The sequence below is a fragment of the Acidovorax sp. genome, assembly GCF_021287135.1.
In the GTDB taxonomy this organism is placed as follows: domain Bacteria; phylum Pseudomonadota; class Gammaproteobacteria; order Burkholderiales; family Burkholderiaceae_C; genus Acidovorax.
This window is the reverse complement of sequence record NZ_JAJTBB010000085.1, coordinates 245,303-270,821: the sequence shown is the minus strand read 5'-3', so window position 1 is coordinate 270,821 and position 25,519 is coordinate 245,303. Positions and strand designations below refer to the sequence as shown.

General features: G+C 69.7%; 26 protein-coding genes. 12 read left to right on the top strand and 14 right to left on the bottom strand.

Features of this window, described 5'->3' with window-relative positions; translation table 11 throughout:
* The first annotated feature begins 88 nt into the window (after positions 1–88).
* From LWW96_RS20875 to LWW96_RS20860, 4 genes are all read left to right on the top strand, one after another.
* Complete coding sequence (locus LWW96_RS20875) at positions 89–655, top strand: restriction endonuclease (RefSeq protein WP_291489876.1); 567 nt, start codon at positions 89–91, stop codon at positions 653–655.
* A gap of 144 nt (positions 656–799) precedes the next feature.
* Positions 800–2,071: a patatin-like phospholipase family protein gene (locus LWW96_RS20870; RefSeq protein ID WP_291489781.1), complete on the top strand. Its 1,272-nt coding sequence runs from the start codon at positions 800–802 to the stop codon at positions 2,069–2,071.
* 114 nt (positions 2,072–2,185) lie between these two features.
* The gene (gene metG / locus LWW96_RS20865; protein ID WP_291489780.1) at positions 2,186–4,285 is read left to right on the top strand and encodes a methionine--tRNA ligase; all 2,100 of its coding nucleotides are present in this window, start codon (positions 2,186–2,188) and stop codon (positions 4,283–4,285) included.
* 235 nt (positions 4,286–4,520) lie between these two features.
* Positions 4,521–4,907 (top strand): hypothetical protein, encoded by a 387-nt coding sequence (locus LWW96_RS20860; protein WP_291489779.1) that lies wholly within the window; start codon positions 4,521–4,523, stop codon positions 4,905–4,907.
* Positions 4,908–5,218: 311 nt separating this feature from the next.
* On the opposite strand, the gene LWW96_RS20855 is transcribed toward LWW96_RS20860, so the two are convergent.
* Complete coding sequence (locus LWW96_RS20855; protein ID WP_291489778.1) at positions 5,219–5,842, bottom strand: YitT family protein; 624 nt, start codon at positions 5,840–5,842, stop codon at positions 5,219–5,221.
* A gap of 324 nt (positions 5,843–6,166) precedes the next feature.
* Between LWW96_RS20855 and LWW96_RS20850 the strand changes: the two genes are divergently transcribed.
* Positions 6,167–7,852, top strand: a complete 1,686-nt coding sequence (locus tag LWW96_RS20850; RefSeq protein ID WP_291489777.1) for a SulP family inorganic anion transporter — start codon at positions 6,167–6,169, stop codon at positions 7,850–7,852.
* Positions 7,853–7,887: 35 nt separating this feature from the next.
* On the opposite strand, the gene LWW96_RS20845 is transcribed toward LWW96_RS20850, so the two are convergent.
* Positions 7,888–8,403, bottom strand: coding sequence for an outer membrane protein assembly factor BamE (locus LWW96_RS20845; RefSeq protein WP_291489776.1), 516 nt, complete (start codon positions 8,401–8,403; stop codon positions 7,888–7,890).
* Between the two features lie 42 nt (positions 8,404–8,445).
* Here LWW96_RS20845 and LWW96_RS20840 point away from each other — a divergent pair, with 42 nt between their 5' ends.
* From LWW96_RS20840 to LWW96_RS20820, 5 genes are all read left to right on the top strand, one after another.
* On the top strand, positions 8,446–8,652 hold the full coding sequence (locus LWW96_RS20840; RefSeq protein WP_291489775.1) for a DUF3460 family protein: 207 nt from the start codon (positions 8,446–8,448) through the stop codon (positions 8,650–8,652).
* Positions 8,653–8,714: 62 nt separating this feature from the next.
* Positions 8,715–9,578 carry a ScpA family protein gene (locus tag LWW96_RS20835; protein ID WP_291489774.1) on the top strand — a complete coding sequence of 288 codons (864 nt, stop codon included), beginning with the start codon at positions 8,715–8,717 and terminating at the stop codon, positions 9,576–9,578.
* 144 nt (positions 9,579–9,722) lie between these two features.
* Positions 9,723–11,309 (top strand): L-aspartate oxidase, encoded by a 1,587-nt coding sequence (gene nadB / locus LWW96_RS20830; protein WP_291489773.1) that lies wholly within the window; start codon positions 9,723–9,725, stop codon positions 11,307–11,309.
* Positions 11,310–11,347: 38 nt separating this feature from the next.
* A complete protein-coding gene (gene bioD / locus LWW96_RS20825) occupies positions 11,348–12,022 on the top strand; it encodes a dethiobiotin synthase (protein WP_291489772.1) in 675 nt (224 codons plus the stop codon).
* Positions 12,023–12,094: 72 nt separating this feature from the next.
* Positions 12,095–12,454 (top strand): 5-carboxymethyl-2-hydroxymuconate Delta-isomerase, encoded by a 360-nt coding sequence (locus tag LWW96_RS20820; RefSeq protein WP_291489771.1) that lies wholly within the window; start codon positions 12,095–12,097, stop codon positions 12,452–12,454.
* Positions 12,455–12,470: 16 nt separating this feature from the next.
* Here LWW96_RS20820 and LWW96_RS22235 read toward each other — a convergent pair whose 3' ends face one another.
* From LWW96_RS22235 to LWW96_RS20775, 9 genes are all read right to left on the bottom strand, one after another.
* Positions 12,471–12,677 (bottom strand): CBS domain-containing protein, encoded by a 207-nt coding sequence (locus LWW96_RS22235; RefSeq protein ID WP_366118537.1) that lies wholly within the window; start codon positions 12,675–12,677, stop codon positions 12,471–12,473.
* A 272-nt stretch (positions 12,678–12,949) separates the two neighbouring features.
* Complete coding sequence (locus tag LWW96_RS20810) at positions 12,950–13,183, bottom strand: hypothetical protein (protein WP_291489770.1); 234 nt, start codon at positions 13,181–13,183, stop codon at positions 12,950–12,952.
* Positions 13,184–13,271: 88 nt separating this feature from the next.
* Positions 13,272–14,135, bottom strand: a complete 864-nt coding sequence (locus tag LWW96_RS20805; protein WP_291489769.1) for a hypothetical protein — start codon at positions 14,133–14,135, stop codon at positions 13,272–13,274.
* A gap of 226 nt (positions 14,136–14,361) precedes the next feature.
* A complete protein-coding gene (locus LWW96_RS20800; protein WP_291489768.1) occupies positions 14,362–16,188 on the bottom strand; it encodes a chorismate-binding protein in 1,827 nt (608 codons plus the stop codon).
* A gap of 59 nt (positions 16,189–16,247) precedes the next feature.
* Entirely contained in the window at positions 16,248–17,366 is a 1,119-nt protein-coding gene (gene nadA / locus LWW96_RS20795; protein WP_291489767.1) for a quinolinate synthase NadA, read from the bottom strand.
* A gap of 110 nt (positions 17,367–17,476) precedes the next feature.
* Positions 17,477–18,340 carry a carboxylating nicotinate-nucleotide diphosphorylase gene (gene nadC / locus LWW96_RS20790; protein WP_291489766.1) on the bottom strand — a complete coding sequence of 288 codons (864 nt, stop codon included), beginning with the start codon at positions 18,338–18,340 and terminating at the stop codon, positions 17,477–17,479.
* Positions 18,341–18,410: 70 nt separating this feature from the next.
* Positions 18,411–19,724, bottom strand: coding sequence for a fumarylacetoacetase (gene fahA / locus LWW96_RS20785; protein ID WP_291489875.1), 1,314 nt, complete (start codon positions 19,722–19,724; stop codon positions 18,411–18,413).
* A 20-nt stretch (positions 19,725–19,744) separates the two neighbouring features.
* Positions 19,745–20,281: a VOC family protein gene (locus LWW96_RS20780; protein ID WP_291489765.1), complete on the bottom strand. Its 537-nt coding sequence runs from the start codon at positions 20,279–20,281 to the stop codon at positions 19,745–19,747.
* Positions 20,282–20,370: 89 nt separating this feature from the next.
* Positions 20,371–20,907: a MarR family winged helix-turn-helix transcriptional regulator gene (locus LWW96_RS20775; protein WP_291489764.1), complete on the bottom strand. Its 537-nt coding sequence runs from the start codon at positions 20,905–20,907 to the stop codon at positions 20,371–20,373.
* A 203-nt stretch (positions 20,908–21,110) separates the two neighbouring features.
* Here LWW96_RS20775 and panB point away from each other — a divergent pair, with 203 nt between their 5' ends.
* Both panB and panC read left to right on the top strand, forming a co-directional pair.
* Complete coding sequence (gene panB, locus LWW96_RS20770) at positions 21,111–22,004, top strand: 3-methyl-2-oxobutanoate hydroxymethyltransferase (RefSeq protein ID WP_291489763.1); 894 nt, start codon at positions 21,111–21,113, stop codon at positions 22,002–22,004.
* A 43-nt stretch (positions 22,005–22,047) separates the two neighbouring features.
* A complete protein-coding gene (gene panC / locus LWW96_RS20765; protein WP_291489762.1) occupies positions 22,048–22,899 on the top strand; it encodes a pantoate--beta-alanine ligase in 852 nt (283 codons plus the stop codon).
* Between the two features lie 56 nt (positions 22,900–22,955).
* On the opposite strand, the gene LWW96_RS20760 is transcribed toward panC, so the two are convergent.
* From LWW96_RS20760 to LWW96_RS20750, 3 genes are all read right to left on the bottom strand, one after another.
* Positions 22,956–23,717, bottom strand: a complete 762-nt coding sequence (locus tag LWW96_RS20760) for an alpha/beta fold hydrolase (RefSeq protein ID WP_291489761.1) — start codon at positions 23,715–23,717, stop codon at positions 22,956–22,958.
* A 48-nt stretch (positions 23,718–23,765) separates the two neighbouring features.
* A complete protein-coding gene (locus LWW96_RS20755) occupies positions 23,766–24,851 on the bottom strand; it encodes a putative zinc-binding peptidase (RefSeq protein ID WP_291489760.1) in 1,086 nt (361 codons plus the stop codon).
* A gap of 232 nt (positions 24,852–25,083) precedes the next feature.
* Positions 25,084–25,401 carry a BON domain-containing protein gene (locus tag LWW96_RS20750; protein ID WP_291489759.1) on the bottom strand — a complete coding sequence of 106 codons (318 nt, stop codon included), beginning with the start codon at positions 25,399–25,401 and terminating at the stop codon, positions 25,084–25,086.
* Positions 25,402–25,519: the final 118 nt, after the last annotated feature.

Genomic DNA, 25,519 nt, shown 5'->3' with positions numbered 1-25,519 from the left:
CGGCCTTGGCGACTGAAGGACAATGCGCCACCCTTTCCCCCGCCCGACACCCGCCCAACCTGCCAAAGAGGACCCCGTGAAATTCAAGATGGCCGAAAAGTCCCTGTTTGCCCTGCTGCTGCGTTCGCCCTGGTGGATCAGCTTTGCGGTGGTGGGGCTGGTGGTGCTGGCGGCCGGGGCGCTGCTGCCCCGGGAGTATTTCGTGGTGGGCGCGCTGGCGGGGTTTCCCATCTTCGTGGTGGGCTGCATCGCCGCCTGGCGCCAGCTGCGCGCGCCCAGCCCCGCCAAGGTGGCCGAGATGCTGGACGCCGTCCAGAGCATGCCCTGGCGCAGCTTTGCCGACACACTGGAAGCCGCCTGGACCCGCGAAGGCTGCACGGTGGAGCGCCTGCCCGCCGGCGGCGCGGCCGACCTGGCGCTGGCCAAGGGCGGCCAGACCACGCTGGTCAGCGCCCGCCGCTGGAAGGCCGCCACCCACGGCGTGGAACCGCTGCGCGAGCTGCACGCCGCCATGCAGGCGCGCGGCGCCCCGGCCGGCGTGTATGTGGCCACGCAGGGCCAGCTGAGCGACAACGCCCGCATCTTTGCGCGGGACCACGGCATTGCCGTACTGCAGGCCGAGGCGCTGGCGCAGATGCTGCTCAATGCGCGCTGACCGGGCGCGCCCCGCCTGGCGACCGCACGGCGGGGCGCTTTGGGGTTTCCCCAGATGGCGGGGCACTCCGCCCCCTCCACACTGAGGGTCTTTGCCAGCCCCCGCGCACATCCCCACCCCTTCTTTTTTTCTGCCCGCCTTTCGATGCCGCCCACTTCCCGCGCCTCCCGCGCCCGCCCCAGCATCATTGACGGCGAACGCCCCGCCACCGGCCTGCTGCTCACCGGCGGCGGAGCCCGCGCGGCCTACCAGGTGGGCGTGCTGGAGGCCATTGCCGACCTGCGCAACGCCTGCGGCGAGGGCGACGGACCCAACCCCTTCCCCATCATCACCGGCACCTCGGCCGGCGCCATCAATGCCGCCGCGCTGGCCTGCGGGGCAGACCACTTCGACCGCGCCGTGCGCCGCATCGCCCGCGTCTGGCGCCAGTTCCACGCCAGCCAGATCTATGGGGCCGACTCGCTGTCGGTCATGCGCAGCGGCGCCCGCTGGCTCACGCTGATGTCCATCGGCTGGGCGCTGGCGCGCTGGCGGCGCATGCGCCCGCAATCGCTGCTGGACAACAAGCCGCTGGAAAAGCTGCTGGTCAAGATGGTGCCCCTGGTGCGCCTGCCCCGGCTCATCCGCAAAGGGCACCTCACCGCGCTGGCGGTGACGGCGTCCAGCTACAGCTCGGGCGAGCACGTCACGTTCTTTGAGACGGCCGGGCCGGTGCAGCCCTGGGTGCGCTCGCAGCGCAAGGCGGCGCGCGACCGCATCACGCACGAACACCTGCTGGCCTCGTCGGCCATCCCGTTCATCTTCCCGGCCAAGGGCATCGCGGTGGGGGACCATACCGAGTACTTTGGCGACGGCTCCATGCGCCAGTCCGCCCCCATTGCCCCAGCCATCCACCTCGGGGCCGAACGCATCCTGGTCATCGGCGCGGGCCGCATGCACGAGCCCCAGGGCGACGCGGCCGCCAACCCCACGCCCACCTACCCGTCCCTGGCGCAGATTGCAGGCCACGCGCTGTCCAACATCTTTCTGGACGCGCTGTCGGTGGACGTGGAGCGGGTGCAGCGCATCAACCAGACGCTGTCGCTCATCCCGCCCGACGTGCGCTCGCAAAGCACGCTGCGGCCCATCGAGCTGCTGGTGATCGCGCCGTCCCAGCGGCTGGACGCCGTGGCCGCCCGCCATGTGGGCGACCTGCCCGCGCCAGTGCGCACCATGCTGGGCGCGCTGGGCGTCACGTCCAACATGGCCGACGTGCGCAGCGCGGCGCTGGCCAGCTACCTGCTGTTCGAGGCAGGCTACACGCAGGAGCTGATGGCCCTGGGCCGGGCAGACACGCTGGCCCAGCGGGAACAGGTGTGCCGCTTCTTCGGCTGGACCGACACCGGCGCCGAAGTGCAGATGAAGCTCCACACCTGATAGGGCCAGGGCGCGCTGGCCCATCGCCGCGCGTGTGCGCCGGGACTGCGGGCGGCGCGCGGTGTGCGGCCGCCCCTTAAAATTGCAGGTTCCGCCTGAGAAAGCCGCATTTCCATGACGCAACCCGCCCGCAAACTCTTCGTCACCACCGCCCTGCCGTACGCCAACGGCAACTTCCACATCGGCCACATCATGGAATACATCCAGGCCGACATCTGGGTGCGGTTCCAGCGCATGCAGGGCAACGCCGTCAACTTCGTGGGCGCGGACGACACGCACGGCGCGCCCATCATGATCGCCGCCGAGAAGGCGGGCATCACGCCCCAGCAGTTCGTGGCCAACATTGCCGCCGGCCGCAAGCAGTACCTGGACGGCTTTCACATCAGCTTTGACAACTGGCACAGCACCGATGCGCCCGAAAACCACGAGCTGGCCCGCCAGATCTACCGCGACCTGCGCGACCGCGCCGACGGCAGCCTGATCGAAGTGCGCACCATCGAGCAGTTCTTCGACCCCGAGAAGAACATGTTCCTGCCCGACCGCTACATCAAGGGCGAATGCCCCAAGTGCCACGCGAAGGACCAGTACGGCGACAACTGCGAGGTGTGCGGCACGGTGTACGCCCCCACCGACCTGATCAACCCCTACTCGGCCCTGTCGGGCGCCAAGCCCGAGCTGAAACAGTCCGAGCACTTCTTCTTCAAGCTGTCGGACCCGCGCTGCGTGGACTTTCTGCAGAACTGGACGCAGGACGGCAAGCTCCAGCCCGAGGTGGCCAACAAGATCAAGGAATGGTTCACCGTCCGCACCAACCCGGACGGCACGCAAAGCGAAGGACTGGGTGACTGGGACATCAGCCGCGACGCGCCCTACTTCGGCATCGAAATCCCCGACGCGCCGGGCAAGTACTTCTACGTGTGGCTCGATGCGCCCGTGGGCTACCTCGCATCGCTGAAAAACCTGCTGGAAAAGCGCGGCGAAAGCTACGACGCCTACATGGCCGACCCGCAGCTCGAGCAGTACCACTTCATCGGCAAGGACATCGTCACCTTCCACACGCTGTTCTGGCCTGCCATGCTGCACTTCAGCGGCCGCAAGACGCCCAACAGCGTGTTCGTGCACGGCTTTTTGACCGTGAACAACGGCGAGAAGATGAGCAAGAGCCGCGGCACGGGCCTGGACCCGCTCAAGTACCTGAGCCTGAACATGAACGCCGAGTGGCTGCGCTACTACCTGGCCGCCAAGCTGAGCGCCCGCAACGAAGACATCGACTTCAACGCCGAAGACTTCATGCTGCGGGTGAACAGCGACCTGATCGGCAAGTACGTGAACATTGCCAGCCGCGCGGCGGGCTTTTTGACCAAGCGTTTTGAGGGCCAGCTGACCCAGGACTTTGACGCCGCCGGCAGCGCCCTGCTGGCCGAAGTGCGCGGCGCCCGCGACACGCTGGCCCAGCTGTACGAAGCCCGCGAATACGGCAAGGCCACGCGCGAGATCATGCTGCTGGCCGACCGCATCAACGCCTACGTGGACCAGAACAAGCCCTGGGACCTGGCGAAGGACGCCGCCAACAACGTGGCGCTGCACCAGGTGTGCTCGGTGCTCATCAACGCGTTCGACGCCCTCACCCGCTACCTGGCGCCCGTGCTGCCCGGACTGTCGCGCGCCGTGGAAGGCTTTGTGGGCCGCAGCATGACCGCGTGGGCCGTGGACGGCAACGTGCAGGCCATCCAGCCCTACAACCACCTGATGCAGCGCGTGACGCCCGAGCAGCTTGAAGCGTTGTTTGAGCCCCCGGCCCAGGCTGCACAAGCGCCAGCAGCTACAGAAACAGTAGCATCCAGCGGTCACCCCGGCGGCGAGGAGCTGGCCCCCACCATCACCATCGACGACTTCACCAAGATCGACCTGCGCATTGCGCTGATCGTGAACTGCGAGCCCGTCGAGGGATCGACCAAGCTGCTGCGCCTGACGCTGGATGTGGGCGAGGGCCGCACCCGCAATGTCTTCTCCGGCATCGCCAGCGCCTACCAGCCCGCCGACCTGATCGGCAAGCACACCGTGATGGTCGCCAACCTGGCCCCGCGCAAGATGAAGTTTGGCGTCAGCGAAGGCATGGTGCTGGCCGCCAGCCATGGCGACGAAAAGGCCCACCCCGGCATCTACGTGCTCAACCCCTGGCCGGGCGCCACGCCGGGCATGCGGGTGCGCTGAGCAGACGTGACCGGCCCGGCCTGCGCCTGCGCCCTGAAACTTCAAGGCCCCGACCGGGGCCTTTTTTTCGGCCGCTGTACTGCGCGCATGCCCCCATCCCACGGCTTGTGGCCGACCCGTCTGTGCGGGAAAGTCCGACAAACACCCTTTGGCACGCGGCGCTCAATCCCCTACAGAGCCCGCGATGCCTGTGCGGCATCGCCTTCGCATCCACTGAACAGTGAGTGAGGTCGCCATGCCAACACCCAATTTGTCGCAAGCCCACATCCGCGAATCCATCGCCGGAGAGGAAGACCCCGGCGCGTCGCTGGACGTGGTGCGCTCGATGATCAGGAAGGGGCGCCAGCAGGCTGCCCAACGCGCGGGACAGCGTATTCACATGGATTACACCGAAGGCCAGGATGTCATCGGCGTGGACGTGGGCTGGCCCCGGCGCGGCGCGGGCACGGGCGCGATTGCGACATCACGCAGCGCGGCCGACCTGCTGGGCCTGCTGGTGGCCCATCACGGCGAGATTGCGGACACCGCGCGCTCGCTGTTCCACCGCACGGGCCAGCGGCGCATTGCGCTGGAAGGGGACGAAGACGAGGACGGTGTGTTCTACGTGAACCACTCGGAGTGAGAGGCCGGGTAGCGTCAGCAGCAGCCTTACCCTCGTAGGTCGGGTTAGCCCGCAGGGCGTAACCCGACGTGGCTGCACCGCGCCCCGTGGGGTGGTGTCGGGTTACGCCCTGGCGGGCAAACCCGACCTACGGGTTGAGGACCCAATCGGCTGCTAGGGCATACCCCGTATGCGCTGAAAGCTATCGAAACAGAAACATAAAACCCCAGCCGCGTAGGTCGGGTTAGCCCAACGGGCGTAACCCGACGAGGTTCCGCAGTGCCCCGTGCGGGGGCGTCAGGTTGCCGTCAAATGGACCACCAGCGCCGGTTTCAATGCCCCACGTACCGCCCGGGCCGGTGGCTGATCCACAAGAACCCGCTCATCACCAGCACGGCCAGCACCGAGTAGGCCACGCGCTCCATCGGCACCACGAACAGGGCCGCCAGCACCACGGTGCCGTCGATCATCATCTGCACCATGCCTGCGCGCAGGCCGTAGCGGTGCTGCAGGTACAGCGACACCACGGTGGCGCCCCCCAGGCTGGAGTGGTGGCGGGCCAGGAACAGGCAGCCCGTGCCCAGCAGCAGCCCGCCCAGCACGGCGGCAAACAGGGGGTTGAGGTAGTCCACATGCATGACGTGCGGGAACAGCTCGGTCAGCAAGGACAGCAGGCCGACGCACAGGAAGGTCTTGACCGTGAACTCGCGCCCCATGCGCGTCCAGGCAAACCAGTAGAACGGCAGATTCACCGCAAAGAACAGCTTGCCGAACGAAACGCCGGTGACGTAGTGCAGCAAAAACGCCACCCCGGCCGTGCCGCCCACCAGCAGCCCCGCCTGGTTGAACAGCATGAGCGCCATGGCCACGAACAGCGTGCCGGCAAACAAGGCCTGCGCATCTTCAAAGGTGCCGTGGCGCAGCGAAGGGGGCAACGGAGTATCGGGAGTGGACATGGGCGGAGGGCGGCGGCTTCGGCGTGGGGCAGGGCAAACACAGGCATTGCAAGCCACATGCCAGGGTGGTGGCGGGCGCGGCAGCGTGCAGACAGGGTGATTGTGGGCGAATGCCCCCGGCGCCGGGGGCTCGCGCCGCAGAGAATCGAAGAGAAATCCGGCTCCAGCGCTTTCTGGCAAAGCGCGAGAAGCTATCATTAAATGAGCAGGCCGGCGTCCATGCGCGCGCCGGCCGCCCCTCCCTGGCACCGGTGCCACGCTGCGGCCGCCCGCCGCGGCCGTGCCGGTTGCACTTCAGGGCGGGCTCACTACACTGGATACGCCATGCCGTTTTCGCCTGCCTTCCACCCCCGCCTGCTCAACGCCCTGCGCCACTACAACCGCAACCGCTGGCTGGCCGACGTGGGCGCAGGCGTCACGGTGGGCATCGTGGCGCCGCCGCTGGCCATGGCGTTTGCGATCGCCAGCGGGCTCAAGCCCGAGGCGGGGCTGTGGACGGCCATCATCGCGGGGTTCCTGATCTCGGCCCTGGGCGGCACCAACGTGCAGATCGGCGGGCCGGCGGGCGCGTTCATCGTGATCGTGTACGGCATCGTCGAGCGCTACGGCCTGGCCAACCTGCTGATTGCCACCGCCTGCGCGGGCGTGCTGCTGGTGCTGCTGGGGCTGTTCCGCCTGGGCACGCTGGTGCGCTTCGTGCCGGTGAGCATCGTCATCGGCTTTACCAACGGCATCGCGGTGCTGATTGCGCTGTCGCAGGTGAAGGACTGGCTGGGCCTGTCCATCGACCGCATGCCGGGCAATTTTTTCTCGCAGATCGACACGCTGGCGCGGCACCTGGGCAGTTTCAACCCCTACGCTTTCGGCCTGGGCACGGCGTGCGTGGCCGGGCTCTTCCTGTGGCCCCGGCTCACGATGACAGGCTCGCCGATGATGCAGGTGCTGGAGCGGCACACGGTGCGCACCTTTGCCCGCGTCCCCGCGCCGGTGGTGGCACTGGTCACGCTGAGCCTGCTGTCCTGGGCGCTGAAGTTCCCCGTGGAGACCCTCGGCACCCGGTTTGGCGGCATTCCGCAGGCACTGCCGGTCTTCGCGCTGCCGGATTTTTCGTGGGACACGGTGCGGCTGCTGGTCACGCCCACCGTCACCATTGCGCTGCTGGGCGCCATCGAATCCCTGCTGTGCGCCCGGGTGGCCGACCAGCTGGCCACCGACCCGCACCATCAGAAGCACGACCCCAACCAGGAACTGGTGGCCCTGGGCGTGGCCAACCTGGTGGTGCCCTTCTTTGGCGGCATGCCGGCCACCGGCACCATTGCGCGCACCGTCACCAACCTGCGCGCCGGTGCCACCTCGCCCGTGGCAGGCATGGTGCATGCCGTCACCCTGGCGGTGATCGTGCTGGTGGCGGCGCCGCTGGCGCTGCACATTCCGCTGGCCGTGCTGGCGGGCATCCTGCTGTCCGTGGCGTGGAACATGGGCGAGTGGCACGAGTTCTTGCGCCTGCGCCACTTCACCAACCACTACCGGCTGCTGATGCTGGGCACCTTCCTGCTCACGGTGGTGTTCGACCTGACGGTGGCGGTGGAAGCCGGGTTGTTCATGGCCTGCGCCCTGTTCGTGCGGCGCATGGGCGAGCAGTTCCGCGTGGAGCGGCTGCCGGAGCCGCCGCTGCCCGCCGGGGATGCCGCCCTGCCGCCGGGCCCGCGCCCCGTGGCCGCCTGGCGCCTGCGCGGCGCGCTGTTCTTTGGCGCCGCCGCCAAGATCGACCCCATCCTGCAGGCGGTGGAGGCCGGGCCGCCCGGCATGGACGTGGTGCTGGACGCACGCGACCTGGTGGTGCTGGACACCACGGGGCTGGACGCGCTGGCGCAGGTCCTCAAGGCCGTGGCGGCGCGTGGCGGCCGGCTGCTCGTGCAGAACGCACCCGAGCAGCCGCGCTCGCTCATGGAGCGCTCGGGCTTTGCCGCGCGGCTGGCCGCGCAGGGGCTGGAAGACCTGCCGGTCTGATCTGAACGGACCGGCCGGGCGCCCTGGCGCTGGCCTTACTTGCCGCCCTTGAATTCCGGCGCGTCCAGGTCTTCGCCCGTCTGGGTGCGCAGCACCGTGTGCTCGGGCCCGTAGACCACGGTGAACACCTTGGACTGGTTGGGCGCCGCCTGGTAGCGCCAGTCGGCGTGGGTTTCGCGCTTGAGCTCGTAGGGCGTGACCTTGGCGGGCTTGCCCAGCAGCCGCCGCACGGCGTCCATGCCCATGCCGGGCTGCACCTGGGCAAAGTTTTCGGGCGTGAGCACCTGGCGCACGGCCACCAGCCGGCCGTCAGCGCCCAGCGTGATCATGTAGTTGACCTGGCCGGCGGGCTGGCGGTTGTATTCAAACGTGCGGGCGCCGCCGGGCTCGTCCCACACGTTTTCGGGGGCGCCGAAGCGGTCGCGCACATCGGCTTCGGTGGAGACGCCCTCCTTCAGCTCGCTGAGGCGCTGCGGGTCGCAGGCGGCCAGGGCCAGCAGGCCCAGGGTGGCGGCGGCGGCCAGGGCCGCGGCACGGATTCTCAAGCGCATAGATTCGTCCCGGTAAAATTCATCGAAAGAGGTTAACTGTCCATGTCCATTTTCCGCCGCCCCGACTACCAGTCCGACGCCACCCAGTTCATCAACCAGCTCAAGGCCAGCCGGCCCGAGCTGGAACAGCAGCAGCAGACGGGCCGTGCGCTGCTGTGGGACAAGCAGGTGGACCGCACCATCTGGAACGAGTACCGCCAAGGCCGCGTGGTGCAAAAGCCCTACGTCTACCAGACCAACGCGGACTGACCGTCCAAATGGCCTCCAGCGCTTGACCAACAAGCGCTGGACGCTAACAAAATCATAGCACCATGACCACCGCGAACGACGCCGACGGGGCCGATGTGCCCCTGGGCGCTGCGCTGGACGCCGCCGGCATGCCCGAGGTGGTCGACCAGGTGGCCCTGGCGCGCCTGTACGGCGAGCCGCTGTTTGCGCTGCCGCAGGACCTGTACATCCCGCCCGACGCGCTGGAGGTCTTCCTGGAGGCCTTTGAAGGCCCGCTGGACCTGTTGCTGTACCTGATCCGCAAGCAGAACTTCAACATCCTGGACATCCCCATGGTCGGGGTGACCAAGCAGTACCTGGCGTATGTGGACGAGATCCGCAGCCGCAACCTGGAGCTGGCGGCCGAGTACCTGCTGATGGCAGCCATGCTCATCGAGATCAAGTCGCGCATGCTACTGCCGCCCAAGAAGCAGGAGGGCGGCGAGGAGCCCGAGGACCCGCGCGCCGAGCTGGTGCGCCGCCTGCTCGAATACGAGCAGATGAAGATGGCCGCCATGCGCCTGGCCAACCTGCCGCAGTACGGGCGCGACTTCCTCAAGGCCCAGGTGTACATCGAGCAAAGCCTGCAGCCGCGCTTTCCGGACGTGCACGTGGTGGACCTGCAGGAGGCCTGGCGCGACATCCTGAAGCGCGCCAAGCTCGTGCAGCACCACAAGATCACGCGCGAAGAGCTGAGCGTGCGCGAATACATGAGCATGGTGCTCAAGACGCTGCAGGGCCGGCGCTTTGTGGAGTTTGAAGAGCTGTTCCATCCCGAAGACGGCAGCACCGTGCTGGTGGTCACCTTCATCGCGCTGCTGGAGCTGGCCAAGGAAACGCTGATCGAGATCACGCAGGCCGAAGCGTTTGCACCCATCTACGTGCGCCTCGCCTATACCCCGGCATGACACCGGCATGACACCCCCTGAGTCGCCTTCGGCGCCTTCCCCCTCTCCTTCGGGAGGGGGACGCCACCGGTGGCCTGGCGAAGCCAGTTCCACGGTGGCCCCCGCCTGAAGTCGCGCCCCTTTCCAAGGCAACGACGGACCTCTATGGCATCCCACGATTTTGACGTCCTCATCGTAGGCAGCGGCCTTGCAGGCCTCTCGGCCGCCCTGCACCTGGCGCCCACGCACCGCGTGGCCGTGATCACCAAGCGCACCCTGCACGACGGCTCCAGCGCCTGGGCCCAGGGCGGCATTGCCGCCGTGCTGGCCGACGACGACAGCTTTGCCGCCCACATCCAGGACACGCTGGTCGCGGGGGCCGGCCTGTGCGACCTGGCCACCACGCGCTTCGTGGTGGAGAACGCACCCGAGTCCATCGCCTGGCTGCGCGGGCTGGGCGTGCCCTTCACGCTGGAAGGCGACCAGTTGCACCTCACGCGCGAGGGCGGCCACAGCGCGCGGCGCATCGCCCACGTGACCGACGCCACGGGCGCGGCCGTGCAGCGCACGCTGATCGACGTGGTGCGCAGCACGCCCGGCATCACGCTGTTCGAGCAGCACACGCTGGTGGACCTGATCACCACGCGCAAGCTGGGCCTGCCCGGCCACCGCTGCCTGGGGCTGTACGCGCTGGACAGCGACACCGACGAGGTCGTGACCTTCCGCGCGCCGCAGACCATCCTGGCCACCGGCGGCGCGGGCAAGGTGTACCTGTACACCACCAACCCCGACACCGCCACGGGCGATGGCATTGCCGCCGCCTGGCGCGCGGGCTGCCGCGTGGCGAACATGGAGTTCATCCAGTTCCACCCCACGGGGCTGTACCACCCGCACGAAAAGTCCTTCCTCATCAGCGAGGCCGTGCGCGGCGAAGGCGGGCAGCTCAAGCTGCCCCCGTCGGCCGGCGGCAGGCGCTTCATGCTGGACCACGACCCGCGGGCCGAACTGGCCCCGCGCGACGTGGTGGCCCGCGCCATCGACTTCGAGATGAAGAAGCACGGCCTGGACTGCGTGCACCTGGACATCTCGCACCAGAGCCCCGCCTTCCTGCAAGAGCACTTCCCGAACATCCTGGCGCACTGCGCGTCGCTGGGCATCGACATCACCCGCGAGCCCATCCCCGTGGTGCCCACCGCCCACTTCACCTGCGGCGGCGTGCTGACCGACCTGGCCAGCCGCACCGACCTGCCCGGCCTGTATGCCGTGGGCGAGGTGGCCTGCACCGGCCTGCACGGCGCCAACCGGCTGGCCAGCAATTCGCTGCTGGAATGCATGGTGTTCGCCCGAGCCGCCGCCCAGGCGATCGCGGCAGCCCCAACCACAGAACTGCCCACCGTGCCCGCGTGGGACGACAGCCGCGTGACCGATGCCGACGAGTGCGTGGTCATCTCGCACAACTGGGACGAGCTGCGCCGCTTCATGTGGGACTACGTGGGCATCGTGCGCACCAACAAGCGCCTGGAGCGCGCCGCCCACCGCATCGCCATGCTGCAGGCCGAGATCCAGGAGTTCTACGCGCACTTTCACGTCACGCGCGACCTGCTGGAGCTGCGCAACCTGGTGCAGGTGGCCGGCCTGATCGTGAAAAGCGCCCAGCTGCGCCGCGAGAGCCGGGGCCTGCACTACAGCCGCGACTACCCCGACCTGGCGGCGCCAGCGGCCCCCACCATCCTCGTGCCGCCCGCCGCCTGAGCGGCACCCCCGAACAATCCCGAGGAGGAGACCGCACGATGACGGTTGGATGTTTTGTGACCGGCACCGACACCGGCGTCGGCAAGACGCTGGTGGCAGCGGCCCTGCTGCACACCCTGGCACGCCACCACCGCCGCGTGGTGGGCATGAAGCCCGTGGCCACGGGCGTGGTGCCCTGGGGCGAGGACTGGGCCAGCGAAGACGTGATCGCCCTGCGCACCGCCTCCACCGTGGCCGCGCCGCCTACGCTGGACAACCCGGTGCTGCTGCACGACTGCCTGCCGCCCCACATCGCGGCGGCGCGGGCCGGCGTGCATGTGGACCTGGCCGCGCTGGTCGGGGCGTACCAGACCTTGGCGGCCCATACCGACGCGGTGGTGGTGGAGGGCGCGGGCGGCTTTCTGGAGCCGCTTTCCGACACGCTCACCGGCGCCGACCTGGCCCAGGCCCTGGCCCTGCCGGTGGTGCTGGTGGTGGCCCTGCGCCCGGGCTGCCTGAACCATGCACTGCTCACCGCCGAGGCGGTTCGCGCGCGCGGGCTCACGCTGGCCGGCTGGGTGGCCAACCGCACTGAACCCGGCGTGGAGGCCGCCGACGAGACCGTGGCCTGCCTACGCCCCCGGCTGGAAGCGCCGCTGTGGGCCGACGTGCCCTACCAGGACCTGCCAGAAGCGCGCAGCCTGGCCCTGACCCTGCCGCCGCACTGGGCATGACCCACTGCCACCAGCGGCCGGGCCCCGCCCGTACACTGGCGCGCCGCCCTCGCGGCACCGAACGGACCTCCCATGCCCCACCTCACCATTGAATACTCCGCCAACCTGCCCCACTACCCCGAGGCAGAGACCCTGGCGGCGCTGAACGCCACCCTCTGCGCCCACCCGGAGGTGCAGGACGAGGCCGACCTGAAAAGCCGCTTTATCGTGGCGGACAGCTTCGAGATCGGCACCGCGCCGGCCCAGCGGGCCTTTGTGCACGCGCAGCTGCGCCTGCTGGCCGGCCGCTCGCCCGAGGCGAAGAAGGAACTGTCCGCGCGCATCGCCGACGTGCTGCGCGAGCGCACCCCCCGCCCCCAGGGCGTGATGGTGCAGCTCAGCGTGGAAGTGGTGGACATGGACCGCGGGTCGTACGCCAAGGAACGGCTGTAACGGCCGCCAAACCTCCTCAGCGCGCCGTCTGCCCCCCGCCCGCCGTGCCGCTGGCCGCCGACTGGCCGCTGCGGTTGGGCTCGGAGGGCTCGGAAATGCCGCGCACGGCCTCGTCGGTGTCCGTGCCATCGGCCTTGGTGGCTACGTCGCCCAGCGACAGCATGCCCACCAGGCGATTGTCCTTGTCCACCACCGGCAGGCGGCGCACCTGCTGGCTGCGCATGGACTCGAGCGCGGCGTCCGTCCTCCCGGCAGTAGAGCATGCCTTCGGACATGACCTCCGCCACTGGCGCATCCACGCGCTCCTGCGCCACGCCGCGCACGACGATGTCCCGGTCAGTCACCATGCCGACCAGGCGGGTGCCGTCGCACACCGGCAGCGCGCCCACGTCCAGTTCGCGCATGGCCTGGGCGGCGGCCGTCACGGTGTCTTCGGGGACCAGGGTACGAATGCCACGGGTCATGATCTGGGACACGGTCCGCATGGATTTCCCCTCAGGCGCGGTCGCGCAGCTCGCGCACCCCGGTGGCCGTTGCGCAGTGGTTGCAGCAGAACATGACGTCGTCCTTTTGCACGCCGTGCCCCAGGATGGGAACACTGCAGTGGGCGCAGCGCGGCGCCAGCTCGTAGGCGGCGCACTCGAAGCTGTCGAACGTGTGCGTCTTGCCCTCGATGTGGACTTCAAAGGTGCGGTCGTATTCATTGCCGCAGGTTTCGCATTTGGCCATGGGGACCTCCTCGGGATGGCGGGACGGAAAACGGTAGGGAATGCGCCGGAGCCTGGACCACGCTTGCGCGCGGCTCCAGCGCAGCGGCTCAGCCCGCATCCTTGCCGGACTTGCCGCCTCCGCTGCCCGTGGTGGATGCTGTGCCGGCACTTCCGGTGCCCGCCTGCGTTCCCGTGGCCCCGCCCTTTTGCGCCGAGCCGGTGGACGCATCGCCGCCGCCGCGGCTGGCGCGGCTGGAGCGCCAGGTGTTGAACTCGTCCGAGAACTTCTGGTAGCGCTCCTTGCGCCAGGAGTCGTAGTCGTCGTCGAGCATGCGCAGCTGCTCCTCGCGCCACTGGTGGTAGTCGGGGTCGCGGTGTTGCTGCCGGCCCGCCTGTCCGCCATAGCTCTGCGCACCGGAGCCCCCGCCATATCCGCCATACCCGCCATACCCTTGCGAGTTGCCATAGTCCTGCGGTCCGCCGAAGTCCTGGCCGCCGCCATAGCCTTGCCCGCCCTCATACCCGGGTGCGCCACCGTAGCCCTGGCGCATGCCGCGGGCAAAGCCGAACGCGCCCCCGCGGCCGCCATCGCCCCAGCGGTCCTGGCCCTGGTCCTGGTAGAGGTGCAGGTTGCGGCCGTCGTTGCGGTAGCCGCCCGCAGCCTGGAAGCCCGCCCGGTCCTGCCACGCCGGGTCCGGCTGGCGCATGCCTTCGCGCGCGCCGCCAAAGCCCTGCGAAGTGCGCTGCTGCTCTTCATAGCCTTCATAGCCGCCGCGCTGCATGCCGTAGCCGCCGCGTTGCGGGTGCTGTTGCGAAGAGCGCTCGCCCCCTTCGCCCCGGTAGGCGCGCTGTTCGTCCTGGTACGGCGGCTGCTGCGCGTAGCCGCGGTCGGAAAAGTGCATCTCTTCCGGGTCGCGGCCGCTGCTGTAGCGGGAGGAGGAATGGTGTTCGTCGGTGTCGCGGTAGCCCATGGCAGATCTCCTGGTAGCGTGAACAAGCAAGGGAGGTGCGCGGGCTGTCGCCAGCCCGCGCACCCCACCCGGCGGCGCGCCCGCGCCAGCCGGTGTGGTGTCCATGTTCAAACCCTGGGCCGCTCGATCCTGTAGGACAGGCCCCACAGGCCTGTCGGCCCAGGGCGGCGATGTGCCGGCCAGGCGGAGACGTTGATGGAAAACCGCGGGCGGTGGAGCCGCGGCGTTACGGGGCCGCAGGCTGCAGCTCGGCCGCGAGCCAGCCGCGCAAGCTGTTGATGAACGCCCAGCCGCGCACGCTCGGCAGGTCGTCCACGCGCAGCACGGCCTCGGTCACGCGGCCTTCGCTAAGGGCCAGCGCACGGCCCACGCCGGGCAGCAGGCCGCAGGACAGCGGCGGCGTGATCCAGCGGCCATCCTGGAGCTGGGCGGCCAGGTTGCCGAAGGTGCCCTCGGTGATCTCGCCCGCCGGGTTCCACAGCACGGTGTCGAACACGCCCGGCGTGGTGGGCGCAAAGGCCGCATAGTGCTCGCGGCGCGTGGTCTTGTAGCGCACGAACTCGCTGTGCGCGGCCTCGAACGGCTGGGCGGCCAATTGCAGCCGCACGGGCTCGGCCGTGGGCTGCAGCGCAAAAGCCTCGGCCCGGGCGCTGCCGTCCGGCGCCAGCAGCAGGCGCACGCGCCAATGGCCGCGCAGGTGGCGCAGGGCCGTCACCTGCAGCTCCTGCCGCACGGCGTGGGCGTTGAAGGCATAGCCGAAATGCGCCGCGGCCTCGCCCATGCGGCGCACATGCAGGTCGGCGTGGGGGAACTTGCCCTCGTGCAGGCCCAGGGTTTCCAGAATCTCGAACGGCATGCTGGCCCTTTCAACAAACGCGCGCTTGTGGCGCCACTCCAGCCACTCGGCCTGCGCCCCGGCGTCGGCCGTGATGCCGCTGCCGATGCCGCAGGTGGCCGCTACCGCCCCATTGCGGTCCGCCGCCGTGCGCAGCACCACGGTGCGGATGGGCACGTTGAAGGTGGCCGCCACCGCGCAGCGGCCCTGCGCACCGGGCGGCCCGGCCGGGCGCACCACGCCCACCGCGCCGCAGTAGACGCCGCGGGGCGCGGCCTCCAGCTCGCGGATCAGCTGCATGGCCCGCACCTTGGGCGCGCCGGTGACCGAGCCGCACGGGAACAGCGCCGCGAACACGTCGGCCAGCGTGGTGCCCGGCCGCGTGCGGGCCGTCACGTCGGAGGTCATCTGCCACACGGTGGGCAGCGGCTCCGTGTGGAACAGCGCGGGCACCTGCACCGTGTGCGGCAGCGCAATGCGCGAGAGGTCGTTGCGCAGCAGGTCCACGATCATCACGTTCTCGGCGCGCTCCTTGGGCGCCGTGCGCAGGTGCTCGGCGTGGGCTGCGTCCTGCGCGGGCGTGGCGCCGCGCGGCGCCGTGCCCTTCATGGGGCGGGCCAGGATGTGGCCGCCCGCGGGGTCGTCGTCCCGCCAGTCGAAGAACAGCTCGGGCGAGACCGACAGCACCTGCTCGCCGCCCGCGTCGATGTGCGCGGCGTAGCCGCCGGGCTGGGCCCGCTGCAGGGCCGCGAACAGCGCCGCGCCGTCGCCCTGCTGCAGCACGCCGTGCAGCGGCGCGGTGAAGTTGATCTGGTACAGCTCGCCCGCGCGGATGGCGGCCTGCATGCGCTGCAGGGCGCCGTCAAACTGGGCCCGCGTGAGCGCCGGGGTCCACGCCACCTGGGCCGGCGGGCCGCTGCGATCGGCCGCCTCGGGCCAGGGCGCAGGCGCATCGTGCTCGGCAAACCAGGCCAGCGGGCCGCCGGCCGCGTGGGTGCGCAGGGCGGGGTCGAACGCGGCCGCCGCCTCGTAGCGCACATAGCCCAGGCACCAGCGCCCCTGCTGCGCGGCGGCGTGCACGGCCTCCAGCACGGGGCGCACCTCGGCCGGCGTGCGGGCCACCCACACGCGGCGCGGCGCGCCGAACGCGTGCCGCAGCCGGGGCGCCGCCGGGCCCTGCAGCGGCTGCGCGAAGTCGATCAGGGCAATACCCATCAAATCAGGCTCCAGCGCTTATTCAGCAAGCGCAAGCAGCTCTCATTTCAATAGCATCCTTCTCAGGCCGCGCCCAGATGGGGCACCAGGTGCGTGGTGGGCTGCCCGTTTTTAAGCGCCGCGGTGAAGGCCAGCATGCGGTCAATCGGCTGGCGCGCGCGGGGGATGAGCGCCGGCTCCACGTGCACGGCGTTGGCGCCGGTCTCCAGCACGCGGGCCACGTCGGCCAGGCCGTTCATCGCCATCCAGGGGCAGTGCGCACAGCTCTTGCAGGTGGCGCTGTTGCCCGCGGTGGGCGCTTCGTAGAAGGTCTTGCCGGGGTTGAGCGTGCGCAGCTTGTGCATCATGCCGTTGTCGGTGGCCACGATGAACTCGGTGGCCGCCATCTCGCGCGCGGCCTGGAGGATGGCGCTGGTGGAGCCCACGGCGTCGGCCAGGGCCACCACCTCCGCGGGGCTTTCGGGGTGCACCAGCACCTTGGCCCGGGGGTGCTCTTTTTTCAGCAGCGTAAGCTCCAGCGCCTTGAACTCGTCGTGCACGATGCAGGCACCGTTCCAGAACACCATGTCTGCGCCGGTTTCGCGCTGGATGTACGCGCCCAGGTGCCGGTCGGGCGCCCACAGGATCTTCTGGCCCGCGGCCTTCAGGGCGCCCACGATGTCGAGCGCGCAACTGGACGTGACGAGCCAGTCGGCCCGCGCCTTCACGGCCGCGCTGGTGTTGGCATACACCACCACGGTGCGGTCGGGGTGCGCGTCGCAGAAAGCGCTGAACTCTTCCACGGGGCAGCCCAGGTCGAGGCTGCAGGTAGCGTCCAGGTCGGGCATGAGCACGGTCTTCTCGGGGCTCAAAATTTTCGCCGTCTCGCCCATGAAGCGCACACCGCTCACCACCAGGGTCTGCGCGGCGTGGTCGCGGCCAAAGCGGGCCATCTCCAGCGAATCGCTCACGATGCCGCCGGTTTCCTCGGCCAGGTCCTGCAGGTCGGGGTGCACGTAGTAGTGCGACACCATCACCGCGTTCTTTTCCTTCAGCAGGCGGCGGATCTTGTCCTTCAGCGCCGCGCGCTCGGCCTGCGAAGGCTCGGGCGGCACGCGGGCCCAGGCGTGCTTGGTGGAGCACACCGCGCCCGCAGCCGCCTCGCCGGGCTGCTCGTATTCAATATCAATCACTGTCGTCATGGCATGGTTCCATTGCTTCGCAAAGCGGCAGCCGCACTTCACACAGGCACCCACGAGGCCAGCGGACGCCGCGCAAGGGCCGCCCCGCCGCGCAGCGGCTCAGGGGGTGGTCACTGAATCTCCTGCAGGCGCATGGAGAAATCGGTGGCCTTCACGTCTTTCGTCAGCGTGCCGATGGAGATGCGGTCCACGCCGGTCTCGGCCAATTCGCGCAGGCCATCGAGCGTGACGCCGCCGGAGATTTCAAGAATCGCGCGACCGGCATTGATGCGCACGGCCTCGCGCAGCGTGGGCAGCGGCATGTTGTCCAGCAGCACCATCTTCGCGCCCGCTTCCAGCGCCTCAGCCAGTTGCTCCAGCGTTTCCACTTCAATCTCGATGAACTTCGCCTGCGCGGCCACGGCCTGCGCAGCGTGCAGCACGGCCGTCACTCCGCCGGCGGCCGCGATGTGGTTTTCCTTGATGAGCACGGCGTCGTGCAGGCCGATGCGGTGGTTGGTGCCGCCGCCCACGCGCACCGCGTACTTTTGCGCCAGGCGCAGGCCAGGAAGGGTCTTGCGCGTGTCTACGATCCGGGCGCGGGTGCCGGCCACGGCGTCCACATAGGTGCGCGTCTTGGTGGCCACGGCCGACAGCAGCTGCAAGAAGTTGAGGGCCGTGCGCTCGGCGCTCAGCAGTGCCCGGGCCTGGCCTTCGATCTCCAGCACCACCTGGTCGGCGGCGCAGCGCTGGCCTTCGGCCACGTGCCAGGTGATCTGCACGGTGGGGTCCAGCGCGCGCAGCGCGGCCTCGGCCCAGGGGGCGCCGCAGATGACGGCGGCTTCGCGCGCCAGGATGCGGGCGCGCACGCGGCGGGCGGGGTCGATCAGGCCGGCCGTCAGGTCGCCCGCGCCCACGTCCTCGGCCAGGGCGCGGGCCACGTCGGCCTGGGCCAGGGCGGCCACCGCCGCGCCGTTGTCTAGGTCAATGCTCACATCGGTCATGGTGCGCGAGCATAGCCGCATTGGGCGCGGCGGGTCCTGGCGGCGGCGGCGTGCGCCGCGGTCAGAGCGCCGGCAGCACCGTCCCCCAGCACTCGCCAAAGCCCACCCGGGCGGCGCCCGGCTTTTCGCACCAGCCCCGCAGGACCACGGTGTCGCCGTCCTCCAGGAACACGCGCTGTTCGCCGCCGGGCAACTGCACGGGGTTCTTGCCGCCGCTGGTCAGCTCGATCAGCGCGCCCGCCTGGTCCAGCGTGGGGCCCGACAGCGTGCCGCTGCCCAGCAGGTCGCCCGGCTGCAGGTTGCAGCCGTTGATGGTGTGGTGCGTGAGCATCTGCGCCACGGTCCAGTAGGCGTGGCGGTAGCTGGTGCGGCAGAGGGTGGCATCCGCCTGGCCGGCCGCGGCCATGGCGGGGGTGCGCAGGCCCACCTGCAGCTGGATGTCGAACGCGCCGCGCTCGCGGTTGGCGTCCGAGTCCAGGTAGGGCAGCGGCGCCGGGTCGCCTTCGGGTCGGGTGAAGGCCACGCGGTACGGCGCCAGCGCCTCCAGCGTCACCACCCAGGGCGAGACGGTGGTGGCGAAATTCTTGGACAGGAACGGCCCGAGCGGCTGGTATTCCCAGCCCTGGATGTCGCGCGCCGACCAGTCGTTGAGCAGGCAGATGCCGAACACATGCTGCTCCGCCTGCGCGATGGGCACCGGCTGCCCCAGGGCGTTGCCCTCGCCCACGAAGATGCCCAGCTCCAGCTCGATGTCCAGCCGCTTGCACGGCCCCACCACGGGCGCCTGGGCGCCGGGCGGCAGGGTCTGCCCCTGGGGCCGGTGGAAGGACTGGCCCGACACGACGATGCTCGAAGCCCGGCCGTGGTAGCCGATGGGCACCCATTTGTAGTTGGGCAGCAGCGGGTTGTCGGGCCGGAACTGCTTGCCGATGTTGGTGGCGTGGTGCACCGAGGTGTAGAAGTCGGTGTAATCGCCGATGCGCGCGGGTACGTCGTATTCGGCCTGCGGCTGGGGCACGAGGCAGGCTTGCAGCGGGGCCTGCAGGGCGCTGCCCTCGCGCAGCGCACGCGACAGCGCCAGGCGCAGGGCGCTCCAGGCGCCCTGCCCCAGCGCCATCAGGGCATTGAGCTTGTCTTGCGCGCCGGCCTGCGCCGCCGCAGCGGCCGGGCCCTGCAGCACGCCGCTGGCGGCCACTGCCGCCAGGTCCAGGATCTGGTCGCCGATGGCGACGCCGCCCCGAAAGGCCTCGCTGGCGCCCCGGCGGCGGAACACGGCAAACGGCAGGTTTTGAAGGGGGAAATCGCAGCCCGCCGCGTTGGCGCTGGCCACCCAGCTGCGCAACCGGGCGTCGTGGGTTTCGTTGAGCAAGGTCATCGTCTGTGCTGCGCCCATGCTCATTGCGCCATGCTGCCGTCGTGCATCCAGGCGGCGTGGCGCGGGGCGCGGCGGGTTTCGCTCCACTCCTGGAGCATGTCCCACTTCACTTCGTCGAGCTTGGCATACATCTCGGGCGTGCCCACATCGGCCGCCAGCTCCAGGCGGTGGCCGTTGGGGTCGAAGAAGTAGATGCTCTTGAAGATGGTGTGGTCGGTCGGCCCCACCACCTCGATGCCCGCGGCCTCCAGACGTGCCTTGGTGGCCAGCAGCGTGTCCATGGAGTCAACCTTGAGCGCCAGATGCTGCACCCAGGTGGGGGTGTTGCGGTCGCGGTCCATGGCCGGCTGGCTGGGCAGCTCGAAGAAGGCGAGCACGTTGCCGCCGCCCGCATCCAGGAACACATGCATGTAGGGATCGGGCGCCTTGGTGGACGGCACTTCGTTCTCGGCAATCGCCAGCACGAACTTCATGTCCAGGTGCTTGACGTACCACTCGACAGTCTCCTTGGCGTCCTTGCAGCGGTAGGCAACGTGGTGGATTTTCTGGATCAGCATGGAAGTCTCCTTGAGGTAAAGGGCCTTGCGCGGCGCCGGGCAGGAGGCACGGGTCTCGCAGCAGCCGGGGGAATTAATCAATCAACCCATCAGGCCATCAGGCGGTCAGCGGGCGCGTCCGCAGCGGCGCCGCGCTCGTTGTGCGCCACCAGGCGGTCCAGCAGGCGGTCCAGGGTGGCCAGCTCGCGCACGCTCAGGCAGCCAAAGATCTCGCGGTTGCGCCGCGCCACGAGCTGCGCAATGGCGGCCCAGCGGGTCCGGCCCTCGGGCGACAGCATGAGCACCACGCCGCGCCCGTCGGCCTCGCCGCCCAGCTTCACGACCAGGCCCTGCTCGACCAGGGCCTGCGCAGCGCGGCTGGCCTGGCTTTTGTTCAGGTTGGACAGGCGCGCCAGGTCCTTCACGGACAACGGCTCGAACGAACCGATGGTCGACAGGCAGCGCCCGTCGCTCAGCGACAGCCCCGCCTCGTCCAGGTAAGCCTGGTGGCTCACCGGGTCGGACAGCTTGCTCAGCTGGTGGAACCGGTAGGTGAACGACCGGTTCAGCGGCACCGCAAACAGGTCCTGCGGCGCCGGGGCGTCCGGGCGCGCAGCACCGGCGGGCGGCGTGGGGGGGCGTGGCATGCAACAACTCCAGCGGAGGGCAGAAGGGACGGCAAATGGCGAGCACCAGCGGCTGGCGCAGGGCTCCATGGTGCCACAACTAGTTGCGCACGCAACTAGTTAATAACCCTGACGCCCGCATGCCACGCCGTGCGCGCCCCCGCCGCAGGGGTTCTGCGTGCCATCGCATAGACTGGCGACCCTTTTCGCTGCCCGGACTTTCGATGACTGCTGCGACCCCTTCCAGCCCCGCGACGGGCGCCACGCCCTACGGCACGTTCGCCCCTGCGGCGCCCCTGCCCCAGCGCCGCCCCGTGAGCCTGCCGCGCCTGGCGCAGATGCGCGAAGCGGGCGAAAAAATCGCCATGCTCACCGCCTACGACGCCACCTTTGCCGCCGTGGCGGACGCGGCCGGGGTGGACTGCATCCTCGTGGGCGACTCGCTGGGCATGGTCTGCCAGGGCCTGCCCAGCACCGTGGGCGTGGCGCTGGACACCATGGCGTACCACACGGCCAGCGTGGCCCGCGGGCTGCAGCGGGCCCAAGGCACGGCCTGGCTGGTGGCCGACCTGCCCTACGGCACCTATGCCGAAAGCCCCGAGCAGGCCCTGCGCAGCGCCTGCGTGCTGATGCAGGCGGGCGCCCACATGGTCAAGCTCGAAGGCGGCGGCTGGACGGCGCCCACCGTGGAATTCCTGGTGCAGCGCGGCGTGCCCGTGTGCGCCCACCTGGGCCTGACGCCCCAGACCGTGCACGCCCTGGGCGGCTACCGCGTGCAGGGCAAGACCGACGACGCGGCCCGCACGCTGCGCCGCGACGCCCACGCACTGCAGGACGCGGGCGCCGCCATGCTGGTGCTGGAGATGGTGCCCGCAGCGCTGGCCGCCGACCTGACGGCAGAGCTGCCGCACTGCCACACCATCGGCATCGGCGCGGGCCACGGCACGGCCGGCCAGGTGCTGGTGTTGCATGACATGCTGGGCATGAACCTGGGAAAGATGCCGAAGTTCGTGCACAACTTCATGCAGGACGCGGGCAGCGTGCGCGGCGCCATCGAGGCCTACGTGCAGACCGTGAAGCAAGGCCACTTCCCCGACAACGCACGGCACGCCTGGTAAGGCCTGCGCCAGAACGACTTCTTGACCTGACGGCTCCCCACCCATGCTGATCGCCCGCACCCTTGCCGACCTGCGCGACGCGCTTGCGCCCTATCGCCACCCCGCCTTCGTGCCCACCATGGGCAACCTACACGACGGGCACATCGCCCTGGTGCGCCAGGCCAAGCCGCTGGGCGACGTGACGGTGGCGAGCATCTTCGTCAACCGCCTGCAGTTTCTGCCGCACGAGGACTTCGACAGCTACCCCCGCACCTGGGAGGCCGACTGCGCCCAGCTGCAGGCCGCCGGCTGCGACGTGCTCTTCGCGCCCCGCGAAACCGACCTGTACCCCCGGCCGCAGACCTTCAAGGTGCAGCCCGACCCGGCGCTGGCCGACCTGCTGGAGGGCCAGTTCCGCCCCGGCTTTTTCACGGGCGTGAGCACGGTGGTGATGAAGCTGTTTGCCTGCGTGCTGGGCGCCACCGGCGGCACCGCCGTGTTCGGCAAGAAGGACTACCAGCAGTGGCTGGTGATCCGCCAGATGGTGGAGCAGTTCGCCCTGCCCATCGCCATCGTGGCGGGCGAGACGCGCCGCGCGGCCGACGGCCTGGCGCTGAGCTCGCGCAACAGCTACCTGGGCCTGGAAGAGCGCCAGGAGGCCGTGGCCTTGTCCCAGGCGCTGCGGCAGCTGGCCGACCGCTGGCTGGCCGCGCAGGCCACCGGGGCTGGCGCGCCGGCGCTGGAGCCGCAGGCGCTGGACGCACTGCGCGCACGGGGCTGGCAGCCTGACTACCTCACCGTGCGCCGCCGCAGCGACCTGCAGCCACCCACGGCAGATGACGGGCCGGGCACGCTGGTGGCCCTGGGCGCCGCGCGCCTGGGCGGCACGCGGCTTATCGACAACCTAGAGTTCTAGTTTGCTATCAATAAGGTAGCTGTTAGCGCTTATCCAGCAAGCGCTACAGGCCGTTTTTATCCAAAATCCTTCACCCAACCGGACTGCCCGATCCACTCCCGCAGCAGCTGGTTGACGGCGTCGGGCTGCTCCATGGTGAGCATGTGGCCGCAGGTGGGCAGCACGGCGTGGCGCGCCCCCGGCACCAGCGCAGCGATTTCTTCGGAGCATTCCGGCGGCGTGAGCTGGTCCGCCTCGCCACACACCACCAGCGTGGGGCAGGCCACGCGCGGCAAGTGCGGGCGCGCATCGGGCCGGTGGATCACGGCCTGGTTCTGCCGCACCAGCTGCTCGGGGCCCGCGCCCAGCACGAAGTCCAGGTAGGCCTGCACCAGCGCGGGCCGGGCTGCATTGGCAGGGTGGAAGGCGAAGGCCACGTTGGGCTCGATCACCTCGCGCACGCGGCCCTGGGCAAACAGCTCCATCGCCGCCTCGCGCAGGGCGCGCATCTCCGGCGTCTCGGGCCGCGCGGTGGTGCCCAGCAGCGCCAGGCCCGCCACGCGCGCAGGCGCCTGGCGGACTGCTTCCATGGCGATCATGCCGCCCATGGACGCGCCGCACAGGACCAGCGGGCCGGCATGCTCTTGCAGCAGCAGCGCGGCCATGTCCTCGATGCGCTGCGCCGAGGGATGGGTGTGGGCCGTGGCCACGACGGGCCGCAGGGCGGCCGGCAGCGCCGGCTGCTGGGCGCGCCACATGGTTGCGTCGCCCGCCAGGCCGGGGATCAACACCAGCTGGGGCGCGGAAGAAGAAGTATTGGTGGGAGCGGTCGTCGTCATGGCCCCCAGTGTCGCAAAGAACGCCGCCGTGCGCGCGGCACCCGCCTCTCAGTGCGCCCCGGCCTGGCCCTGCACCAGGTCGTGCACGAACCGCAGCTTGACCATGGCCCCCGGAGACAGCGCGAACGGGTACGCATCGTGCTGCCCGAGGCTGCGGTTCAGGCTGTTGAGCATCAGCGTCAGCGGCACCCACTGGCGCACCATGTCCTGGAACGCAGGGCGCGGCACCGCGAACGGGTCGGTGACATGCTGGCGAACGGCGGCATGGGGGTCGGGCACGGTCACGCCGGCGTCGTAGCTGGCCGCCGTCTCCAGCAGGTCGATCATGTGCAGGTAGTGGGCCCAGGTTTCGGCCCAGTCCTCCCACGGGTGGGCCGCGGCGTAGGCGCTGACGTGGCGGGCAGCCCAGTCGGCGTTCGCGGTGCCGCGCGCATAGTGCGCCTGCAGCGCGGCGGCGTAGTCCTGGCGCTCGTCGCCAAACACCTCGCGAAAACTCTCCAGCCGGCCGCCGTCGCGCACCAGCTGGTCCCAGTAAAAGTGGCCCGACTCGTGCCGCAAGTGGCCGATGAGCGTGCGGTACGGCTCGCCCAAGGCAATGCGGCGGCGGGCGCGCTCGTCGTCATCCGCCTCGGCAATGTTCAGGGTGATGGTGCCGCCCAGATGGCCCGTGAGGATGGGCGGGCCGCCCGGCACGTCGGCCAGAAACTCGAACACCGGCCCCGCGCCACCCGGCGCCGGCTCCAGACCGAGCCGTGCGAGGGTATAGAACAGTTGGCGCTTGGCCGCCTCGATCTGCTTCCAGCGGCGCACGTTGGGGGCGTGGGACAGGTCGGGCAGCACCCGCGTCTGGCAGCACGACACGCACAGGTCGCCCGGGTGGTGCGCAGGCAGCGCAAAGTTGCAGGCTTGGTAGGTGGTGTGGTTGCGGCACATGCGGTAGCGGCGCCCGCTTTGCAGCCCGTCGCCCCGCGGGTCCACGCGGCGCCACAGGCCGGCGCCTTCCTCGGGCACCGGCACCAGCGCCGCGATCGTGAAGGAGTCCGGCAAGAAGGCCAACGTGCTGCCGCAATGCAGGCATTGCACGCTGTCAAAAAACACGACGTGACCGCAGTGGTCGCAATTGAATACACGCATGGGGGCGAGCTTATACACCTCCCTCCCGGGAACGGGCCCCGGGAGCAAAAAAGGCAGAAAGACGGTGCGCGTCTTCTGCCGTCTTCTGCCTTTTGTCCAAACCTGTTCACGGTCCTCTCAGGGAAAAGATCGTGAGCAGGCTCCGAGAGGCCCCCGGTGGTCAAAGGCCTCTCCTTCAGCATCACCGCGGCGCCGGTCCCCTCCCGGGGTCGGCGGCCGCGGCCAGCGCGGCTCAGGGACGCACGACGATGCTGTTGCGCACTTCGCGCACATGCTTCGTGTTGCGCGCGATGGCTTCAGCCTGGTTCTTCTCGGCTTGCGACTTGGCAAAGCCCGACAACTGCACCGTGCCGTTCAGCGTCTCCACGCTGATGGCCGTGGCGGACACCGACTTGTCTTCGGCCATGCGGGCCTTGACCGCCGTGGTGATGCCGGCGTCATCCACATAAGAGCCCACGGTCTGCTGGTTGCGGGCCACCGAGCAGCCCGTGGCCGTGACGATGGTGATACCGGCCATGGCGGCGAAGGCGAGGGCACGTGCGTATTTCATGATTTTTCCTTTGTTAACAAAATGAGAAGGGGTCACGGGTGCTAAACGGTGGGCAATCTGCCGGTGTGTAGCACCCTCCGCGGCCGGCGGACTGAGGGGAACGGGCTGGCGACACAGG

Bases quoted from the DNA above. Each gene is read 5' to 3' on its own strand.
- LWW96_RS20875 (WP_291489876.1), top strand. From the start codon at position 89: ATGGCCGAAAAGTCCCTGTTTGCCCTGCTGCTGCGTTCGCCCTGGTGG.
- LWW96_RS20870 (WP_291489781.1), top strand. From the start codon at position 800: ATGCCGCCCACTTCCCGCGCCTCCCGCGCCCGCCCCAGCATCATTGAC.
- metG (WP_291489780.1), top strand. From the start codon at position 2,186: ATGACGCAACCCGCCCGCAAACTCTTCGTCACCACCGCCCTGCCGTAC.
- LWW96_RS20860 (WP_291489779.1), top strand. From the start codon at position 4,521: ATGCCAACACCCAATTTGTCGCAAGCCCACATCCGCGAATCCATCGCC.
- LWW96_RS20855 (WP_291489778.1), bottom strand. From the start codon at position 5,842: ATGTCCACTCCCGATACTCCGTTGCCCCCTTCGCTGCGCCACGGCACC.
- LWW96_RS20850 (WP_291489777.1), top strand. From the start codon at position 6,167: ATGCCGTTTTCGCCTGCCTTCCACCCCCGCCTGCTCAACGCCCTGCGC.
- LWW96_RS20845 (WP_291489776.1), bottom strand. From the start codon at position 8,403: ATGCGCTTGAGAATCCGTGCCGCGGCCCTGGCCGCCGCCGCCACCCTG.
- LWW96_RS20840 (WP_291489775.1), top strand. From the start codon at position 8,446: ATGTCCATTTTCCGCCGCCCCGACTACCAGTCCGACGCCACCCAGTTC.
- LWW96_RS20835 (WP_291489774.1), top strand. From the start codon at position 8,715: ATGACCACCGCGAACGACGCCGACGGGGCCGATGTGCCCCTGGGCGCT.
- nadB (WP_291489773.1), top strand. From the start codon at position 9,723: ATGGCATCCCACGATTTTGACGTCCTCATCGTAGGCAGCGGCCTTGCA.
- bioD (WP_291489772.1), top strand. From the start codon at position 11,348: ATGACGGTTGGATGTTTTGTGACCGGCACCGACACCGGCGTCGGCAAG.
- LWW96_RS20820 (WP_291489771.1), top strand. From the start codon at position 12,095: ATGCCCCACCTCACCATTGAATACTCCGCCAACCTGCCCCACTACCCC.
- LWW96_RS22235 (WP_366118537.1), bottom strand. From the start codon at position 12,677: ATGCGCAGCCAGCAGGTGCGCCGCCTGCCGGTGGTGGACAAGGACAAT.
- LWW96_RS20810 (WP_291489770.1), bottom strand. From the start codon at position 13,183: ATGGCCAAATGCGAAACCTGCGGCAATGAATACGACCGCACCTTTGAA.
- LWW96_RS20805 (WP_291489769.1), bottom strand. From the start codon at position 14,135: ATGGGCTACCGCGACACCGACGAACACCATTCCTCCTCCCGCTACAGC.
- nadA (WP_291489767.1), bottom strand. From the start codon at position 17,366: ATGACGACAGTGATTGATATTGAATACGAGCAGCCCGGCGAGGCGGCT.
- fahA (WP_291489875.1), bottom strand. From the start codon at position 19,724: ATGACCTTGCTCAACGAAACCCACGACGCCCGGTTGCGCAGCTGGGTG.
- LWW96_RS20780 (WP_291489765.1), bottom strand. From the start codon at position 20,281: ATGCTGATCCAGAAAATCCACCACGTTGCCTACCGCTGCAAGGACGCC.
- LWW96_RS20775 (WP_291489764.1), bottom strand. From the start codon at position 20,907: ATGCCACGCCCCCCCACGCCGCCCGCCGGTGCTGCGCGCCCGGACGCC.
- panB (WP_291489763.1), top strand. From the start codon at position 21,111: ATGACTGCTGCGACCCCTTCCAGCCCCGCGACGGGCGCCACGCCCTAC.
- panC (WP_291489762.1), top strand. From the start codon at position 22,048: ATGCTGATCGCCCGCACCCTTGCCGACCTGCGCGACGCGCTTGCGCCC.
- LWW96_RS20760 (WP_291489761.1), bottom strand. From the start codon at position 23,717: ATGACGACGACCGCTCCCACCAATACTTCTTCTTCCGCGCCCCAGCTG.
- LWW96_RS20755 (WP_291489760.1), bottom strand. From the start codon at position 24,851: ATGCGTGTATTCAATTGCGACCACTGCGGTCACGTCGTGTTTTTTGAC.
- LWW96_RS20750 (WP_291489759.1), bottom strand. From the start codon at position 25,401: ATGAAATACGCACGTGCCCTCGCCTTCGCCGCCATGGCCGGTATCACC.